Annotated in this window: 6 protein-coding genes and 1 pseudogene (1 of these 7 running past the window's edge); 3 read left to right on the forward strand and 4 right to left on the reverse strand. The window is 65.2% G+C overall.

Going from position 1 to position 18,922, the window contains the following annotated elements:
• Together MFM001_RS20145 and MFM001_RS20150 are read left to right on the forward strand one after the other, a co-directional pair.
• On the forward strand, positions 1–3,419 hold the 3' portion of the coding sequence (locus MFM001_RS20145) for a non-ribosomal peptide synthase/polyketide synthase (protein ID WP_116377025.1). It extends 22,606 nt beyond the left edge of the window; only the last 3,419 of its 26,025 coding nucleotides appear in the window; the start codon falls outside the window, past its left edge; the stop codon is at positions 3,417–3,419.
• Positions 3,416–12,497 (forward strand): annotated as a pseudogene (locus tag MFM001_RS20150) (amino acid adenylation domain-containing protein); the annotation flags it as partial. The gene MFM001_RS20145 and the pseudogene MFM001_RS20150, both read left to right, overlap by 4 nt.
• Here MFM001_RS20150 and MFM001_RS20155 read toward each other — a convergent pair.
• Positions 12,451–13,239, reverse strand: a complete 789-nt coding sequence (locus MFM001_RS20155; protein ID WP_116377027.1) for a GAP family protein — start codon at positions 13,237–13,239, stop codon at positions 12,451–12,453. The pseudogene MFM001_RS20150 and the gene MFM001_RS20155 sit on opposite strands and share 47 nt — an antisense overlap.
• Before the next feature lie 152 nt (positions 13,240–13,391).
• On the opposite strand from MFM001_RS20155, the gene MFM001_RS20160 reads away from it, so the two are divergent.
• Positions 13,392–14,405 carry a Gfo/Idh/MocA family protein gene (locus MFM001_RS20160; RefSeq protein ID WP_371685585.1) on the forward strand — a complete coding sequence of 338 codons (1,014 nt, stop codon included), beginning with the start codon at positions 13,392–13,394 and terminating at the stop codon, positions 14,403–14,405.
• Positions 14,406–14,434: 29 nt separating this feature from the next.
• Here the strand turns inward: MFM001_RS20160 and MFM001_RS20165 are convergent, their stop codons facing one another.
• The 3 genes from MFM001_RS20165 to MFM001_RS24510 form a co-directional block, all read right to left on the reverse strand.
• The gene (locus tag MFM001_RS20165; RefSeq protein ID WP_238159302.1) at positions 14,435–16,075 is read right to left on the reverse strand and encodes a GMC oxidoreductase; all 1,641 of its coding nucleotides are present in this window, start codon (positions 16,073–16,075) and stop codon (positions 14,435–14,437) included.
• A 237-nt stretch (positions 16,076–16,312) separates the two neighbouring features.
• Entirely contained in the window at positions 16,313–17,140 is an 828-nt protein-coding gene (locus tag MFM001_RS20170) for a class I SAM-dependent methyltransferase (protein ID WP_238159303.1), read from the reverse strand.
• Positions 17,141–17,924: 784 nt separating this feature from the next.
• Positions 17,925–18,922: SGNH hydrolase domain-containing protein (locus MFM001_RS24510; protein ID WP_304481786.1), on the reverse strand; the 998-nt coding region annotated here is incomplete at its 5' end.

The following is an 18,922-nucleotide window of genomic DNA, read 5'->3' on the forward strand; positions in this document are numbered from 1 at the left end:
TGCCGGCCGGCGTGGTCGGCGAGTTGTATGTGGCCGGCGCTGGAGTGGCGTGTGGCTATGTGGGCCGGGGACCGTTGACGTCGGCGCGGTTTGTGGCGTGCCCGTTCGGGCGGCCGGGTGCGCGGATGTATCGCACCGGGGACTTGGTGCGCTGGCGTGCCGACGGCCAATTGGACTATGTAGGCCGCGCCGACGAGCAGGTCAAGATCCGCGGGTACCGCATCGAACTCGGCGAAATCCAGGCTGCGCTGGCAAGTTTGGACGGTATCGAGCAGGCGGTGGTGATCGCCCGCGAGGACCGCCCCGGCGACAAGCGGTTGGTGGGCTATGTGACCGGGACCGCCGATCCGGCGGCGGCGCGCGCCAGGCTCACCGAGCGGCTGCCCGCCTACATGGTGCCGGCCGCGGTGGTGGTGATGGCCAAGCTGCCGCTGACACCCAACGGCAAGCTTGACACCCGGGCGCTGCCGCCGCCGGAATACACCGACGGTGACCGGTATCGCGCACCCTGCAACGCCATCGAGGAGCTGCTGGCCGGCATCTATGCCCAGGTGCTCGGGGTGGAACGGGTCGGCGTCGACGACTCGTTCTTCGATCTGGGCGGCGACAGCATTTTGTCGATGCAGGTGGTGGCCCGAGCTCGTGCAGCCGGGCTGGTGTGCCGGCCACGGGACGTCTTTGTCGAGCAGACGGTGGCCCGACTGGCCAGGGTGGTCACGTTCGCCGACGGCGAGGCCGACCCGGTCGATGAGGGCGTCGGGCAAGTGGCCGCGACGCCGATTATGTGCTGGCTGCGCAGCCGGGACGGGCTGGTGGAGCAGTTCAACCAGACGATGCTGTTGCAGGCCCCGGCCGGGGTGACCGAGGCCGATGTGGCGGCGGTGTTGCAGGCATTGCTGGACAGGCATGCGATGTTGCGGGCGCGTGTCGACGACGACGGTACCGGGAGCTGGTTGTTGACCGTCCCCGAAGCCGGGTCGGTGGATGCGCGTGCGTGCCTGCACACAGTGGACGTGCTCTCCGACGAGGCAGTGGTAGCGGCGCGGTCGCGGTTGAACCCGGCGAGCGGCGCGATGCTCAGCGCCCTGTGGGCAGCTGAGGACAGCCAGTTGGTGTTGATCGTTCACCATTTGGCCGTCGACGGGGTGTCGTGGCGAATCTTGTTGGAGGACCTCAACATTGCGTGGGCTCAGCATCACAGCGGGCAGCCGGTGGTGTTGCCGGTGACCGGGACGTCGTTCGTGCGGTGGGCATCGCTGCTTGACGAGTACGGGCGACGGCCGGAGGTGGTGGAGCAGGCCGGCCTGTGGCGGCAACTCGAGGCAACTCCGGCGGTGTTGCCGGCGGTGCAGCCCGTGGTGGACACCTATGAAAACGCCGGGCATTTGTCGGTCGAGCTGGATGTCGAGACCACCCGGATGCTGCTCGGCGAGGTGCCGGTGGCGTTCCATGCCGGGATCCAGGAGATTTTGGTGATCGCCTTCGGCTTGGCGTTCGCGGAGTTCGTCGGTAACCCGGGTGCGCCCATCGGCATCGACGTCGAGGGCCACGGCCGCCATGAGGAGCTGGCCGCCGACGTGGATTTGTCGCGCACCGTGGGATGGTTCACCACCAAATACCCTGTGTCGCTGGCACTCCGCGGGCTGGACTGGGCGCAGGTGGTGGCTGGCGAGACCGGATTGGGGGAGCTGATCAAAGACGCCAAGGAACAGCTCCGCGCTGTCCCCGACCCTCTGAGCTATGGGGTGCTGCGGTATTTGAACCCCGACGTCGAGCTCGCCGAGTCGGACCCGCCGATCGGGTTCAACTATCTGGGGCGCCTCGGCGGTCCGGCGGCCGAGACCACCGGTGAGCTGTGGCGGGTCTGCGCGGATGGCTGGTCGGCGATCGACGCGGTCGGCGCGATACCGATGGCGTTGGCGCACACCGTCGAACTCAACGCCGGCACCATGGACACCGACGCCGGACCGCAGCTGCAGGCCAACTGGATGTGGGCCCAGTCGGCACTGGATCACGCCGGCGTTGATCGGTTGAGCCGGTTGTGGTTTGACGCCCTGACCGGTATCTGCGCGCATGTGCGACGTGGTGGCGGTGGGTTGACGCCGTCGGATATCGCGCCGGCACGTTTGAGCCAGCAGCACATCGACGAACTCCAGCAGCAATACCGTGTCGCGGATGTGTTGCCGTTGACTCCGCTGCAGCAGGGGCTGCTCTTCCACACCACCACCGCTAAGGGCAACGACGACGATGTGTATGCCGTGCAGTTGGATATCGCGGTGGCCGGCCCGCTGGACCCCGGACGGTTGCGTGAAGCGGTGCACACCGTCGTTGCGCGCCACCCGAACCTGGTCGCCCGATTCTGCGAACGGTTCGACGAACCCGTGCAGGTCATCCCCGCCGATCCGGCGGTGCCGTGGCGCTATATCGAGCTTGACGGCGACGACGTCGCGCAGCAGGTCGAACAGGTGTGTGCCGGCGAACGCGCCGCGGTCTGCGACCTCGGGGACCAGCCGGCGTTTCGGGCGGCGCTGATCCGCACCGCACCAGATCAGCACCGCTTCGTGCTGACCAACCACCACATCGTGATGGACGGTTGGTCGAAGCCGATTCTGCTGCGTGAGATTTTCGCCAGCTACTACGGGCAGCGACTGCCCGCGGCCGTCCCGTACCGCCGCTTCGTTACCTGGCTGGCCGATCGCAATCATGATGCGGCGCACGCTGCTTGGCGTGAGGTGCTCGCCGGGTTCGAGGCACCCACCTTGGTGGGCCCGCCGGAGCGGTTGGGGCTGGGCCGGCGAGACTTCGCATCGTTTTCGGTGCCGGAGGAGACCAGCAGGGCGGTCAGCGAATTGGCACGCTCCTGCCACACCACCGTCAACACCGTGCTGCAGGCCGCCTGGGCGCAGATCCTGATGTGGTTGACCGGACAGCACGATGTCGCCTTCGGCACCGCGGTCTCGGGGCGGCCCACCGATGTGCCCGGCGCCGAATCGATGGTGGGGCTGTTGATCAACACCGTGCCGGTGCGGGCGCGCATCACTGCGGAAACCACGATCGCCGGCCTGCTCGACGAACTGCAGAGTGCCCACACCAACACGCTTGAGCACCAGCATCTTTCGCTGCGCGACATCCACCGCGTCACCGGCCACGACCAGTTGTTCGACACCCTGTTCGTGTTCGAGAACTATCCGATCGACACCGCGGCGCTGTCCAGCGTCGACGGACTGGCCATCACCGAGTACACCAACCGCGAATACAACCACTACCCGCTGGCAGTCCAAGCGGCTCCGGGCAACGAAATAACCCTGCGTGTCGAATACGACACCGAGGTGTTCGGCGCGGCCAGAATCAAAGCGCTCGTCGAGCGGTTCAAGCGGGTGCTGGCGGCAATGGCAGCTGATGCGGGGCAGAAGTCATGACAGCCGACACCACTCGGCGACTGCTGTCGCTCGACTTCCTGGACGAGGACGAGCACGCCTCTCTGGATGAATGGAGTAACCGGGCGGCACTGATGGCGCCTGCGGGTTCTTCGGCGTCGATTCCCACAGCATTCGCCGAGCAGGTGGCGCGTGCCCCGGAGGCGGTGGCAATCAGCTGCCAGGGTCGCTCGATGACGTACCGCGAGCTCGACGAGGCGGCCAACCGGTTGGCGCACCTGCTGGCTGCCCGTGGTGCGCGCCCGGGTTGCTGTGTGGCGCTGCTGTTTTCGAGGTCAATCGAAGCGATCGTGGCGATCCTCGCGGTGCTGAAAACCGGGGCGGCCTATCTGCCGATCGACCCTGAACACCCGCGGGCGCGGATCGCGTTTCTACTCGGCGATGCGGCACCGATCGCCGCGCTCACGACGGCGGACCTGGCGGGGCGTCTCGACGGGCATGAGGTGGCGGTCGTCAACATCGACGACCCGGCTGTCGACACTCAGCCCAGCACGGCGCCACCGGATCCGGCTGCCGATGACATCGCTTACCTGATCTACACCTCGGGTACCACCGGTGTCCCCAAGGGAGTGGCCGTAACCCACCGCAACGTCACCGAACTGCTGGCGTCGGTGGACGACGATCTGCCCGTGCCGGCGGTGTGGTCGCAATGGCACTCCTATGCGTTCGACGTGTCGGTGTGGGAGATCTGGGGTGCGTTGTTGCGTGGCGGGCGGCTGGTGGTGGTGCCCGATTCGGTGGTGCGTTCGCCGGCGGACTTCCACGCCTTGCTGGCTGCCGAACGGGTCAACGTCTTGAGCCAGACCCCGTCGGCGTTTTACGCATTGCAAGCTGCGGATGCACTGCAGCGCGAACTGGCAGAGCAGCTGGAGCTCGAGGCCGTGGTATTCGCCGGCGAAGCCCTTGAGCCACAACGTCTTCGGGGGTGGATGGGCAGCCATCCCGGTTCACCGCGGCTGATCAACATGTACGGCACCACCGAGACGACGGTGCACGCCTCGTTTCGGGAGATCGTCCACGACGACACGAACAGCAATGCCAGCCCGATCGGGGTGCCGTTGGCCCATCTGGCCTTCTTCGTCCTCGATGCCTGGCTGCGGCCGGTGTCGCCAGGCGCGGTCGGCGAATTGTATGTGGCCGGCGCCGGGGTGTCGTGCGGCTATATGGGCCGGGCGGCTTTGAGTGCGTCGCGGTTTGTGGCGTGCCCGTTCGGCAGACCTGGCGCGCGGATGTATCGCACCGGGGACTTGGTGCGCTGGCGCGACGACGGCGAGCTGGATTACCTTGGCCGCGCCGACGAACAGGTCAAGATCCGCGGGTATCGCATCGAACTCGGCGAAATCCAGGCAGCACTGGCAAGTTTCGATGGGGTGGAGCAGGCGGCGGTGATCGCCCGCGAGGACCGCCCTGGCGACAAACGGCTGGTCGGTTATGTCACCGGCACAGCGGAACCCGCTCACATACGCGCGAAGCTGGCCGAGCGGCTGCCGGCCTATATGGTCCCGTCCGCGGTAGTGGTGCTGGCGGAGCTGCCGTTGACGGTGAACGGCAAACTCGACAAGCGCGCCTTGCCTGCACCCGAATACAGCGATGTCAACCGGTACCGCGCACCCGGTAATGCGGTCGAGGAGATCCTGGCCGGCATCTACGCGCAGGTCCTTGGTCTCGAGCAGGTCGGGGTCGACGACTCCTTCTTCCAACTGGGCGGCGATTCGTTGTTGGCGATGCGTCTTACCGCCGCGGTCAACGCCAGCCTCGATGCGGGCCTTGATGTGCGTGCGGTGTTCGAGACACCCACGATCGCCGAGTTGGCTCCCCGCGTCAGCGGAGGCAGCGAGCGGCTGGAGCCGCTGACACCGATGCCGCGGCCGGCCGTCGTCCCGTTGTCGTATGCGCAGCAACGGTTGTGGTTCATCGACCAGTTGCAGGGGCCCTCGCCGATGTACAACATGGCGGCCGCATTGCGGCTGTGCGGCGGGCTGGATGCCGACGCGTTGGGACGCGCGTTGGCCGATGTGGTCGGCCGCCACGAAAGCCTGCGCACCGTGTTCCCGGCAGTCGAGGGCGTCCCCCGGCAGGTGGTGATACCGGCCGAGCAGGCTGAGTTGGCGTGGCAGGTGGTGGATGCCGCCGGGTGGACACAAGACCGGCTGGCTGAGGCCGTCGACGCGGTGGTGCGTCACCCCTTTGACTTGTCGACCGAGATCCCGCTGCGGGCAAGGCTTTTCCGCGTCGCCGACGACGACCACGTGTTCGTGGCGGTGGTGCACCATATCGCCGCCGACGGCTGGTCGATCACCCCGCTGATGGGTGACCTGGGGACGGCGTATGCCGCCCGGTGTGGCGGTCAGGCTCCCGACTGGGCGCCGCTGCCGGTGCAGTATGCCGATTTCACACTCTGGCAACGCACCCAGCTGGGGGATTTCGACGACCCTGACAGCCGCATCGCCGCCCAGCTGGCTTACTGGCAAGCAGCCTTGGCCGGAATGCCCGAGCGGCTCGAGCTACCCACCGATCGGCCGTATCCGCCGGTCGCCGATCACCAGGGCGCCCGGGTAGCCGTCGACTGGCCGGACGAGTTGCACCAGGACATTGCCCGGGTAGCCCGTGAACACAACGCGACCACGTTTATGGTGGTGCAGGCGGCGCTGGCGCTGCTGTTGGCCAAGCTCAGTGCCAGTGCCGATGTGGCCGTTGGGTTTCCGATCGCCGGGCGCCGTGACCCCGCCGTCCACGAGTTGGTGGGCTGCTTCGTCAACACCTTGGTGTTGCGGGTCGACCTGACCGGCGATCCCAGCGTGGCCGAGTTATTGGAGCAGGTGCGCGCCCGCAGCCTGGCTGCCTACGAACACCAGGATGTGCCCTTCGAGGTGTTGGTGGAGCGGCTCAACCCAACCCGAAGCCTGACCCACCACCCCCTGGTCCAGGTGATGCTGGCCTGGCAGAACTTCGCCGGGCAAGCGAATGGCCCCGCCACCGGATCGGCTTGGGGGGATGTGGAAGTCAGCCCGTTGTCGGCGGACACTCACGTCGCCCGGATGGATCTGACATTCGTCCTCGGGGAACGCTGGTGCGATTCCGGGGATCCCGCCGGGATCGGCGGGGCGGTGGAATTTCGCACCGATGTGTTCGACGCGGACACCATCGAAACGCTGATCGAGAGGTTACGACGGCTGTTGGCGGCGATCACCGCCGAACCGTCACAAGCGATCTCATCGGTCGATCTGCTCGACGCGGGCGAGCGTGCCCGTCTGGAGCGATGGAGCAACCGGGCGGTGTTGGCGGTGCCGCCGTCCGCGTCGGAGTCGATTCCGGTGATGTTCGGCGCGCAGGCGGCGCGCGCCCCGCAAGCGGTTGCGGTCAGTTGCGGTGGTCGCTCCTTGTCTTACCGGGAGCTCGACGAGGCGTCGAACCGGTTGGCCCACTTGCTGGCCGAGCGTGGTGCGCGCCCCGGACAGTGTGTGGCGCTGTCGTTTCCGCGATCGGTCGAGGCAATCGTGGCGATCCTGGCGGTGCTCAAGACGGGGGCGGCTTATCTGCCGATCGACCCCGAGCATCCGCCGGCGCGAATAGCCTTTCTGCTTGGCGATGCGGCCCCGATTGCGGCGGTCACCACCGCGGAGCTGGCCGGACGGCTGGCCGAATTCGATTTGGTCGTCATCGATATCGACGACCCTGCTATCGAAGGCCAACCCAGCACGGCACTGCCGGCACCCGCCCCCGATGACGTCGCTTACCTGATTTACACCTCGGGCACCACGGGAGTACCCAAGGGCGTGGCGATCACTCACCGCAATGTGACCGAGTTGCTGGCGTCGGTGGAAGGACGTGTACCCGCGGAAGCGGTGTGGTCGCAGTGGCATTCCTATGCGTTCGACGTGTCGGTGTGGGAGATCTGGGGTGCGTTGTTGCGTGGCGGGCGGCTGGTGGTTGCGCCCGACTCGGTGGTGCGTTCGCCCGCGGATTTCCACGCGCTACTGGCTGCCGAACGGGTCAACGTACTGAGCCAGACGCCGTCGGCGTTTTACGCGTTGCAGACCGCTGATGCGCTCTCACCCGAGCTGGCGCAGCAATTGACGCTCGACGCCGTCGTGTTTGCGGGCGAAGCACTTGAGCCACAACGTCTTTCGACTTGGTGGACCAACCATCCGGGCTCACCGCGGCTGATCAACATGTACGGCACCACCGAGACGACGGTGCATGCCTCCTTCCGCGAGATCGTCCGCGGCGACGTCGATGGCAACGCCAGCCCGATCGGGGTCCCGTTGGCCCATCTCGCCTTTTTCGCCCTCGATGGCTGGCTCCGGCCGGTCCCGCCCGGTGTGGTCGGGGAGCTGTTTGTGGCGGGCTCCGGTGCGGGGTACGGGTACTGGCGCCGCTCGGGGCTGACCGCGACGCGGTTCGTGGCCTGCCCGTTCGGAGCAGCGGGGACACGGATGTATCGCACCGGTGACTTGGTGCGCTGGCGCGCCGACGGCGAGTTGGACTATCTGGGACGCGCCGACCAGCAGGTCAAAATCCGCGGGTATCGCATCGAACTCGGCGAGGTGCAGGCCGCACTGGCGAGTCTGGACGGGGTGGACCAAGCGGCGGTGGTGGCCCGCGAGGACAGTCCCGGCGACAAGCGGCTGGTGGGGTATGTGACCGGCACCGCCGACCCGGCCCAGATACGTGCCGCGCTGGCCGAGCGGTTGCCGGCCTACATGGTGCCGACCGCGGTCGTGGTGCTGGCCGAGTTGCCGTTGACGGTGAACGGCAAACTCGACAAGCGCGCCCTGCCGGCTCCGGAATACTCCGATGCCGATCGGTACCGCGCGCCGACCAACGCGATCGAGGAGTTGTTGGCCGGCGCTTATGCCCAGGTGCTGGGTGTCAAGCGAGTGGGAGTAGACGACTCGTTCTTCGATTTGGGCGGCGATTCGTTACTGGCGATGCGGTTGGTTGCCGCGGTCAACACCGGTTTGGATGCGGGCCTTTCGGTGCGCACGGTGTTCGAGGCGCCGACGGTGGCGCAGTTGGCGTCGCGGGTCGGTGGCGGTGCGGTTCGGCGTGAACCGTTGGTGCCGGCGCAGCGGCCATCGGTGGTGCCGTTGTCGTTTGCCCAGCAGCGGTTGTGGTTCATCGACCAGTTGCAGGGCCCGTCGCCGATGTACAACATGGCGACCGCGTGGCGGCTGCGCGGGCGCCTCGATGCCAGCGCGCTGGGCCAGGCGCTGGCCGATGTGGTGGCCCGCCACGAAAGCCTGCGAACCTTGTTCCCGGCGGTGGAGGGGATACCTCGCCAAGTGGTGATCCCTGCCGAGCAGGCCGACTTCGGTTGGGACGTCGTAGATTCCATCGGTTGGCCCGCAGCCCGGCTGGGGGAGGCCGTCGACGTTGTGGCCCGGCACAGTTTCGAGTTAGCAGTCGAGACCCCTTTGCGGGCAAGGCTTTTCCGAGTCGCTGACGACGAACATGTGTTGGTGGCGGTGGTGCACCACATCGCCGCCGACGGCTGGTCGATCGCCCCGCTGATGCGTGATTTGGCGGTGGCCTACGCCAGCCGATGCGCGGGGCAGGCCCCCGGGTGGGCGCCGCTGCCGGTGCAGTACGCCGATTTCACGTTGTGGCAGCGCGCGCAGTTGGGCGATCTCGACGATGACCAGAGCCCCATCGCGGCTCAGTCGGCCTATTGGCAGGACGCGCTGGCCGGGATGCCTGATCGGTTGGCGCTGCCGACCGATCGGTCTTATCCGCCGGTGGCCGATCACCGCGGCGCGCGGGTGGCTGTGGAGTGGCCGGCCGAACTGCAGCGGCGGATTGCGCAGATAGCCCGCGACCACGACGCGACCAGTTTCATGGTGATCCAGGCCGCCCTGGCTCTACTGCTGTCCAAGATCTGCGCCAGTTCCGATGTGGCCGTGGGATTCCCAATCGCCGGGCGGCGTGATCCCGCACTCGACGAGTTGGTCGGTTGCTTCGTCAACACCTTGGTGTTGCGGGTCGACACAGGTAGGGACCCCAGCGTCGCCGAACTTCTTTCCCAGGTGCGCTCACGCAGCCTGGCCGCCTACGAGCACCAGGATGTGCCCTTCGAGGTGCTGGTCGAGCGGCTCAACCCGACCCGGTCGCTGACCCACTCTCCGCTGGTGCAGGTGGTGTTGGCCTGGCAGAACTTCGGCGGGCAAGCCGGCGGCCCCGCGGGTTTGGCTGATCTCGAGGTCACCCCGCTGTTCGCGGACACCCACACCGCCCGGATGGACCTGGCCTTTTTTGTCGGGGAGCGCTGGAGCCAGACCGGCGAGCCCGACGGGATCGGCGGTGCGGTGGAGTTCCGCACCGATGTGTTCGACGCGGCCAGCATCGAAACACTCGTCGAGCGGTTGCAGCGGGTGTTGGTGGCCGTCACCGCCGACCCGACCCAGACCCTGTCATCGATTGACGTGCTGGACGAGGTCGAACGGGACCGGCTCGACGAGCTCGGTAATCGCTCGACGTTGACTGCGCCGGTCCCGCGGTCGATGTCGATACCTGCGCTATTCGCCGAGCAAGTGGTGCGTTGCGGCGACGCGGTGGCGATCAGGTGCCAGGGCCGCTCGATGACGTATCGAGAGCTTGACGAGGCGTCGAACCGGTTGGCGCACTTGCTGATCGGCCAGGGCGCCGGGCCGGGACGCTGTGTGGGGTTGCTGTTTTCCCGGTCGGTCGAGGCCCTAGTGGCGATTTTGGGGGTGCTCAAGAGCGGCGCGGCGTACCTGCCGATCGATCCTGTGCTGCCGAGCGCCCGCATCGGATTCATGCTCGTCGACGCCGCCCCGATCGCGGTAGTCACCACCGCGGGGCTTGCCGGGCGGTTGGCCGAATTCAGTGCGCCGGTGATCGGCATCGACGACGCCACACTCGGCGCCCAACCCGGCACCGCGCCGCCGGCGCCGGCCCCCGATGACATCGCATACCTGATCTACACCTCGGGCACCACCGGGATGCCCAAGGGGGTGGCGGTCGCCCACCGCAACGTGGCCCGGCTGATGGAATCAGTGGACCCGGGCTGGGCAGGGCCGGGGCAGGTATGGACGCAGTGCCATTCGTTTGGCTTCGACTTCTCGGTGTGGGAAATCTTCGGCGCCTTGCTGCATGGGGCCCGGTTGGTGGTGGTGCCCGAGTCGGTGGCCGCGTCGCCGGATGAGTTGCACGCCTTGCTGATTGGTGAACATGTCACCGTGTTGAGTCAAACCCCGTCCGCGGCGGGAATGCTCGACCCGCAGGGGCTGGATTCGACGGCGCTGCTGGTCGGTGGTGAGGCGTGCCCCGCAGAGGTGGTGGAGCGGTGGGCGCCCGCGCGGGTGATGGTCAACGCCTACGGCCCCACCGAGGCGACGGTGTGGGTGGCGATCAGCGCACCTCTGACGCCGGGGTCCGCTGTGCCGATCGGTAAGCCGCTGGAGGGGGCGGCGTTGTTCGTGCTCGACGGGTGGTTGCGACCGGTACCTCCCGGCGTGATTGGCGAGTTGTATGTGGCCGGAGCGGGGGTGGGCTGCGGGTACTGGCGCCGGGCTGCGTTGACCGCGTCGCGATTTGTCGCCTGTCCGTTCGGGGCGCTCGGGGCGCGGATGTATCGCACCGGCGATCTGGTGTGTTGGGGCGCTGACGGGCAGCTGCAGTTCCTGGGCCGGGCCGACGAGCAGGTCAAGATCCGCGGGTATCGCATCGAGCTCGGCGACGTACAGGCTGCGCTGGCCGACTGCGATGGCGTGCAGCAGGCAGTGGTCATTGCCCGTGAAGACCGGCCCGGCGACAAGCGTCTGGTCGGTTATGTGACCGGCACCGCCGACCCGGACGAGCTGCGCGCCACGCTGGCCGAGCGGCTGCCGGCCTACATGGTGCCGGCCGCGGTGGTGGTGCTGGAAGAACTGCCGCGCACACCCAACGGCAAACTCGACACTCGGGCGCTGCCGGCACCGAAGTTCAGCGGCGGCGAGTATCGCGCGCCGGCCAACCCCACCGAGGAAGTCGTGGCGGGCATCTACGCCCAGGTGCTGGGCCTAGAGCGGGTCGGTGTCGAAGACTCGTTCTTCGATCTGGGCGGGGACTCGCTGTCGGCGATGCGGGTGATCGCCGCGGTCAACGCGGCCCTGGATACCGATGTTGCGGTGCGTACCCTATTCCACGCTCCGTCTGTGCGAAGCCTCAGCCAACAGGTGGGCAGGCAGGACAGCGCGTTGGAAGTGGTACCGGTCGAGGTCCTCAAAGAGGGCACGGGAATTCCATTGTGCTGCGTTCACGAAGGCAGCGGGATCAGCTATCCCTATCGTGGTCTCGGCGATTATTTGGACGGCCCGATTATCGGAATCAACCAGATCCCGCACAATGGCGAGGCTAAACCCGAGTCGATTCGCCAGATGGCAAAAAACTATGCGGATCGGCTTCAATCCGTTTATCCGGACGGACCGTATAACCTTCTGGGCTGGTCTTTCGGAGGCGTCGTCGCGCACGAGCTGGCGATCGAACTTCGCAGGCGCGGATCCGAAGTCCGGCGTCTCATATTGTTGGACCCCGTGAACGGCGCTAACGACGCAGCGGACAGCCAAGCGTCAGACGAGACCCAGGTCGAAACTCACATCCTGGAGCGCTTCTTGCAATTAAGCGGCGTGGATATCGCCGAGCAGTCGCGGCCTCTCACGTACCGACAGGCGGAGGAGCTGATTCGCCAACAACACGCGGTAGTGGAGCTGGTTCTTCCGCCCAGAAAGCTCTTCGAGCACATGGTCCGAAGCGCTCACGCCAACCAGTTCTATCTGGTGGATCACGAGCCCGATGTGTTTGACGGCGATACCGTCATCTTCACCGCGGCACGACAGGAAAACGGGCACGATTCTACACCGCTGGAAGATTGGCGACCGTACATCGCCGGCGACATCACCGAATATCCCGTCGACTGCGACCACACCGAGATGATGACGCCCGGACCGCTGCGCACCTACGCCGACCGGCTCAAGCTCGTGCTGGACGCTTGAGGGCGCGCGGGATAGAGGGGTCAACCGTTGCCCAAGCCGCTGGCAATTAGCGAGACCCCACCAATAATGCAGAGCCCTACCAAAATTATTCGACGGTGCGCCAGCGTCCAATCGTGTAGCCGTTGCACTATCGCCTGGGTTCTGGCTGGTATGACCAGATAGCTGGCGAGTGTCAGTTCGACGATCACAAGCATTGCGACAACGAACGCGATGGAGGCGCTTACCTGCGTGGCCATTGCGGGTCCAGAGGCCACGATGATGGCGAGTACGTACAGGGCCTCATCGGGTGCCGGCCCCGACAGGAGGCCGATCACGAACGCGACCCACAGAGATCCGTTTTCCCAGGCGTTGTGGGCGCGATCGAGTAGGCGCCGAACCCCTGAGCCCTCCCTAGGGGCATTGTGGGCGCGGCTTAGTAGCCGCGAGAAAGCGTTGGGGGTATTGGAGTCCAAGACCAAGGTCGAGGCGTTGCCGCTTGACGTCGGAATTTGTGCCCGCTGACGCCGGCGAATCAGTGGACGTATTGTCACCAGCGCGGCGACCGACAGTGCGACCATGCCCAAGCCGACTTGAATATGCCGAGCGGTGGAACTTGTGGCGAAATGATCCACGAAGGATTTGAACATCGGTGTCCGGTGCAAGACCATCAGCGGAACCAACATGGCGGGAAAGCCTTCGATCAGGCAGCCCACCCAGAATGCGAGCAAATTTTGCACCGGCCGCGGCCGGGAGATCACGAGAAGGATGAGACCAAGACGCACCGGGTTTAGCGCCATCAAAAGCGCGAGCACCAACACCGAGCTCCACACTGGCAAAACACTACCGGCTCACCTGTTGTGTGTTGGCTCCTTTGAAGATTCAGCTCCGACCGGGCGCTGGAAGGCGGGCGTCATCGGCCGATGAAATGACACCACTTCAGACCTGCTCGATTCCCTGAGTGACCGGGGGCTCGAGTGTTAGCATCCGGTCCGTGTCTGAACGCGCGGCTCCAGTGCGAATCGGTATCCTCGGCGCGGCCCGCGTTGCGCCGTTGGCGCTCATCAATCCGGCCCGGGGACACGGCGAGGTCGAGGTGGCTGCCATCGCGGCACGCGATGTGGCACGCGCCCAAGCCGTTGCCGACAAGCACGACATCGCCCGGGTGCACGACAGCTATGAGGCGCTGATCGCCGATCCAGATTTGGATGCTATCTACAACCCGCTGCCGAACGGCTTGCACGGCAAGTGGACTCGGGCTGCGCTGGCGGCGGGCAAGCACGTGCTGTGCGAAAAGCCGTTTACTGCCAACGCCGCTGAGGCGCGTGAGATCGCCGAATTGGCCGAGAAGTCAGGGCGGGTGGTGATGGAGGGGTTTCATTACCGCTACCACCCGTTGACGCTGCGCGCCGAGGAAATCATTGCCTCGGGGGAGTTGGGCAAGCTGCAGCGGGTGGAGGCGGCCTTGTGCTTCCCGCTGCCCAAGTTCTCCGACATCCGCTACAACTACTCCCTTGCCGGCGGCGCGACGATGGACGCCGGATGCTATGCGGTGCATATGGCCCGCACATTCGGCGGTTCTACCCCGGAAGTCGTTTCGGCACAAGCGAAACTGCGTGACCCTCGCGTGGATCGGGCCATGACGGCCGAATTGCGGTTTGCAGATGGGCACACCGGCCGGGTCAGCTGCTCGATGTGGTCGTCGAACTTGCTGAAGTTCGGCGCCAAGGTGGTTGGCGAGCGCGGCGAACTACGCGCTACCAACCCAGCGGCACCGCACGTTTTCAATCGGCTGTCGATCCGATCAGCGGACGGCAAACGGGTAGAGCGCTTTCCGAAGCGCGCCTCGTACGCGTATCAGCTTGACGCATTCGCCTCGGCGGTGCTGCGGGGCGAGCCGGTGAAGACGTCGCCGGAAGACGCGGTGCAGAACATGACCGTCATCGACGCGATCTACCGCGCGGCCGGTCTGCCGCTCCGCGAGCCGGCCGAACTCTAATCCCTTCGCCCCGTTGGCAATTGGGTCGTTTAGGTCGCGAAGTGGGCCTGGTTGACGTGCTCGGCCACGCGTAAAGCGTTGGCAGCGATCGTCAAACCGGGACTCAGGCCGGCGCTGGACGGAAAGAACGAGCCGTCCACCACGTAGAGATTGTCCACTTCGTGCGCGCGGTTTTGGGGATCCAGCACACTGGATTTGGGGTCCGTACCGAAGCGGCATGTGCCGCAGACGTGGGCCAGGGCCGAGTTGTCTTTGCCGCCCCGCAGGGTGACTTTGCGGAACGGCTCCAGCACGTCGTTCAACTGCCGCAAAAATTCTGCACGCCGCTCGATCTCGCAGGCGTGGAAACGGTACTGGATCCGCATCCGCTGCCGGCCGTCTCCGTTTGACCGCTCGGAGGGCAGCACGCGGTTATCCAGATAGGGCAGGTCTTCCATGATCGCGGCCAGCATCAGTCCGCCGCTGAAGAACCGCTCGTAGACCCGCTTCGTCGCCGGCTTGATCATCCGCATCAGCCGTGGCCCCCAGCCCGGTCGGTTCAACAGAAACTCCATGGGCGGCATGGCGCCGCCTGACTGTACGGTGCCGTATTTCTGCCCTTCCCAGAAATAGAAATCGGTCATCCCGATCTGCTTGTTCGGGGCCGTGATCTTGCTGTCGGGCTGCGGCCAGATCTCGATGAAGTCGACAAGATGACGCATCAGGTTGCGCCCCACCAAGTCCGAACCGTTGGCCAGTCCGTTGGGCCAATCGCCCGAACGAGAATTGAGCAAGAGCACGGGGGTCGCCAGCGCGCCGGCGGCCAGCACTACCACCTTGCCTTTCAGGGTCAGCATGCCGGTGGGATGCTGGCAGATCACCTGCCGTACTTGGGTGCGGTCCGCCTCCAGTCGGACAACGCGGCACTCCGTCAGCAGGCGGGCGCCGTGCTCGGTGACGGCAGGCATCAGGCAGTTGCGGGCCGCGTCGTTTTTGCACGACTGGTGGCACAGATAGCTCTGACAGGTAGTACAGCCGTCCGTGTAGTCGCAGGCCATCGGCAGGTGGTAGGGATGCAGTCCGCGACCGGTCAGATACTCGACGAGCGGCTGGTTGTCCGCCGAAAAAGGCGGCGCCGCAGGCAAAGTGACTTCGGCCGCCTCAGGCCGCAGGGGATCGGCCTGGCCGCGAACCCCCAGCAGCTTCTCCGCCGCTGCGTACCAGGGGCGCAGCTGGTCGTAGGTGATCGGCCAGGCATCCGGCACGGTGGAATCCCCGGGGTTGCGGAAATTTTGCCGGGGAGTGAAATCGCGGTCGAAGAACCGCTCGCAGACCATGCCGTAGATGGCCGACGACCCGCCCGTTCCACTACCGATCAACGGCAAAAACTTCCGGGAGAAACGTCCGCTGACGTCCTCGATCTCGTCGGTGGAGCGTCCGCCGCGGGCCAAGGCATCGTAGTAAGCCTCGGCCGAACGGGCCGCCTGTGGCTCGACCAGTTCCGGATACGACGAACGAATAGTCCCCGGCGCCCCGGGCAGTGTTGAGCGCCCCTTCTCGACGAACAGCACCCTGCGCCCTGACCGGGCCAGCGAGTAGCCCAGCGTCCCACCACCCATTCCTGTACCGACGACAATCGCGTCCCACACAACGTCTTCCGCCTCGCGCGGATCCAGCTCGCCGTTAACCAAAATCGAGCTCCTCAGCGGACCATGCCGAAAGCTTTGCCCGGTTGGGACGAATCACGAACGTACCACCCGTCACGGCCACCCCAGTGCCGGAAATGTGGGTGGCGTTCCGTCGAATCGTCCACAATTCCGCTAGGGCAAAGACTCGCTCTTCTGCTGTCACTGCAGAGGCCATGATCGTCGAGGTGCAATCTGACGATCCGCCGCCGGGACGCCCCCTACCCATCTGTTCATCGGGTACTACCGCGTCTTACAGACCAGCGGGTCACCAAACTGGACGGCGGCAAGATCAGTTGCTTGGTCGACAAATGTAACTTTTTTCTGCAAGACGATTTGGTAATAAGCATTCAGGATGCGGTACTCACCTGCATGGTACTTCAAAAACAGATTGATCGGCCACCAAGGATTAGCTCGCACGCGGGGATAAAAATTCCCTAGAAAGTCGTCAAAAATTATCACACCGCCCTCTTTTAACAAGCGCCAAGAATTGATGGCATCCGTTAAGACGTCATCGGCATGGTGCGATCCATCGACATAAATGAGATCAAACTCTTGTTTTTCATCGATCAGTTGCGGTAAGACGTGCAAAGACGAGCCCTTGCGCTTCGTCAGCCGCTCTGCGCAGGGCGCAAGATTGCTATCAAACCGAGCCTCGAGATCATGCAAGTCTTGCGTTGCGTCGTACTTGTATCCCTCAGTACTACCGGCCCAGGTGTCTACCGCTGTCAACTGCCCTTTTGTGAAGTAGGTCAGCAGAAACAGGGTTGACCGCCCCTCCCACGACCCGATTTCAAGAATGCGTATAGGGTCTGTGCGAGCAAAAATTTTCGAAAATGTAGTAGACCACTGCAAAATGTTCATGTCAGCCATGTCAAAGAATAGTTCCTTGAACTGGCCTGTCGCCGCATACGCCTCAAAAGCCGCGCGAACCTCAGACACGTGCTTTGCTGCGCCCGATAGAATTCCAAGCTTGGTCAGAAGGTAGCGCAAGTTGTCTGCAAAGTAGTGCCACAGCACAGAGGGTCGTCCACTACCAACCCGCAGTAATACGGCAATGTACCGGGTCATCCAACGAATTTTGGTTGTGGTGGTTGGCCCTGTCATATTCCCCTTTAGTCTTGCTTGATAAGGTCGATGCGGTCTTATTCAACAGAATGATGAGTAGCGTTTTTTAGCCTAACAGGACAGCAGCTCAGGGCGCGCCGCTTTGGTCCGCCATTACAACCATCGAACGCAGCCACCGCCGACACTCGGCAAGGGCCGGACCGCTGGCCGGTCACGTGCTGCGGCGCACGGCGGCGCGAGGCGATATCGCCGGCCAGGTCGAACTCTGCAGCGTGTGCGCAGCCAGCTCACGTAAAGGAAGCTTTGTGTTCTCGGCACCTGTGGCCGCGACGCCAGTTGTGACTCGTCGCGCGGCTGACGCCTACCTGCGCCGCGCGCCCGCCGCTGTCCACCTTTGGGCGAGGAGTTTCAAGAACTGCTGACGATTGATTCGACTGCGGCCGGCGGCCCGGGTCCTTCTTCACACGGCGAGACGACACCACACAAGCCTCCACAAACTTCGCTTGTGTTGCATCGTCTACTGGAAACCACTGGGGATCACGTGCTCACTTTTCGACCGGAACCGACAATCGTCCACAAGGAAGGCGGGAATTGCCCCACAGCGATCCCGTCGATGTATGAAAGATGAGCGTATGGCCGCTGCGCATCTCCTGGCACAAGCGATCGCGTTTTTTCGCAGGTCTTCGAGCTTTCGGGGCGATTGCAGCAGACTTTGGTGTGGCATTCACGACCACCAGCGGATCCGGCACGAGGGGCACACTCACCGTCAGGCCGCCGGCCCAGCATGTCAACCGCGGGCGAGCGCGCGGTCGGCCAGCGCCCCGATTACCGGTGCCAATAGCTTCGAGTATTCGAGCGTCGCGTGTTGCCAGTCGAGGTACACCAGGGTGTTGCCCACGATGACCGGGCAGCGGTCGGCGGTGCAGAACAGATCGGTGACGTCGGCGTAGTCTCCGCCGCCGGCTTTGGTGGCGGCGGACTCAGCGGCGACGCCCCGTTGGTTCACCGCCTCCGACCTGGACGGCGAGCAGGCGGTCGCCTCGTCGAGGTGCTCGGACAGGCAGATCGGCACCGTCGAGCGCGGATCCGGGATCGGCCCGAGCACCAGCACTTTCGTACCCATGCCGCGCAGCTGCTGTACCACGCGGGTCAAGCTATCGATCCACGCCGGGTCGTATGACGTGATACCGGACAGCCAACCGATACCGGGACCGTACAGCCGCATCATGCTCATCACGACCAGCCGCGGGTGCTCGGCGCGTAACCGGGCGAGGACCTGACTGCGCCACTGCTCGCAGGCGGTGTACGCCATCCGACGCAGTGGGTTGGCGATCGGCAAATTCATCAACGGGCAGTCGGCATGGCTCAGGGTTTCCAGCCGCCACCGTCGCTGCTCGGCGACCTGCTGCAACGCCGGGCCCCACATTGCGGCATGCGAGTCGCCGACCAGGGCCACCGTCGTCTTCGAGGCGGTATCGCCCGTCACGCACTCATGCTGTTCGACGTCGAAAAAATTGAGCATGCAGCCGTTTCGCAAAATGGTGGTGAGTTCGGCTTGCGCGTCTGCGAGCGGCGGGTCGAGGTTCGATGGCACGGCCTTCAACTCGGCGGATGCCGCGACCGCGGCCTGCACCTGTGTGAACGCATTTTGCACTGCCGCGTCGTACAGATGAATGTTGTGGCCCGCGGAGGGAGGCGCCGCAGTGAGAGTCAGCGCCGCAGCCGGCGCGCCACGGCCAACTGGTGTAGGCAGCGCTACCGCCAGCGCCACGCCAACACAGACCG

This window comes from Mycobacterium sp. MFM001, from assembly GCF_003402475.1.
Lineage (GTDB): Bacteria > Actinomycetota > Actinomycetes > Mycobacteriales > Mycobacteriaceae > Mycobacterium.

Coding starts and splice junctions, on each gene's coding strand:
- MFM001_RS20170 (WP_238159303.1), bottom strand. CDS start 17,140: ATGACCCGGTACATTGCCGTATTACTGCGGGTTGGTAGTGGACGACCC.